Source organism: Hymenobacter agri, from assembly GCF_054778495.1.
The window spans coordinates 1-1,180 of the sequence record NZ_BAAGZM010000936.1 but is presented as its reverse complement, the minus strand read 5'-3'; the positions used below and the strand labels follow the sequence as shown (position 1 = coordinate 1,180).

Sequence of the window (1,180 nt, the reverse complement as noted above, 5' to 3'; positions counted from 1 at the left end):
GGGGCCTGCGCGCCGGGGGCTTCCGGCTCGGCGAGGTGGCGCTGGGCCGGACGGTCTTCCTCGTAGCTGCCGCCCCACACCTCGTAGGCCAGTGGGTTGTTGAAGGGCGTCCAGCCGTTGAAGTAATAGCGGTTGGTTTGCCAGTCGAAGGTGACGTGCACGGCGGGCGTGGACTCGCCCGGGGCGACAGTGCCCACCGAGCCAGGGTGGCCCACCAGCTTGTGGCTTTTGACCTTGTGCCAGTAGAGCTCGACCGACGTGTCGCCCTCGACGTGCTTGTGGGGGCGGTGCACCGCGCCGATGACCAGGGCCATGTTCTCCCAGGTCTGGCCGCCGCTGATGGCCGCCCCGTCGGGCACGGCGCGGGAGTTGCCGAAGGCCATGCCCTCGAGCCGCTTCGGGTGGGCCGTGATGAGCAGGTGCTGGCGAGTGTCGGCCGCCCAGCTCGTGCACATGTCGAGCACGCCGATGAGGTAGGCCTCGATGCCGCCCATGCTCACCTGGGCCGAATGGTCGGCCTTGTTCCAGGGGTCGAACATGCAGTGGTCGACGCCGTAGTGGGCGATGGCTGCCTCGAAGTAGGCCAGGATGTGGCCCGGCGTCTTGCCCATGCCCCGGGGTGGGCTCACCACCACGAAGTGCTCGCGGATAAAGTCCTTGGCCAGGGCGTAGTCGCGCAGCGAGAGCTTGCGGGCCCAGTCGCGGTCGGGGTTGCGGCTGGTCAGCGAGTGAATCAGCCCGTCGTAGATGTCCTGGGGCCGGCCGTTCTCGGGGGAGTAGATGGCCGTTTTCTTGCCCGCGAACACCGCCCGGTAGAGCAGCAGCTGGTAGTAGAGCTCGGTTTTGCCGTGGCCGGGCCAGCCGGTGATGACGTTGGTGTAGCCCGGCATCCAGGTGAAGTGCTTGTCGATGAACGGCACGTGGGTGGTCTGGCCTTTCTCGCGGCCGTGGGTGTATTCGTGCTGCATGGAGGCCCACATGGCATCCGTGACGGGGAACAGGGCATCGAGCGGGTTGTCGATGCGCGGCAGCAGGCCGGGCGTGCCGGTGGCCTTCGTGGTCGGGTCGGCCGGGGGGCGGGTGCTGCGGGGGAAACGGGTGGCCGGGCTCATGGCAGGTGGTCGGGGGCGCCGAGGTAGTGGGAGTTGACTTGGGCCAGGTACATGCGCTGGGCCAGGGG

Annotated in this window: 1 protein-coding gene; it reads right to left on the bottom strand. The window is 68.5% G+C overall.

The window, feature by feature from the left end; genetic code table 11:
* The coding region (locus ACYVDE_RS23505) for a hypothetical protein (protein WP_460503953.1) at positions 1-1,112 on the bottom strand (1,112 nt) is incomplete at its 3' end.
* Positions 1,113-1,180 lie beyond the last annotated feature (68 nt).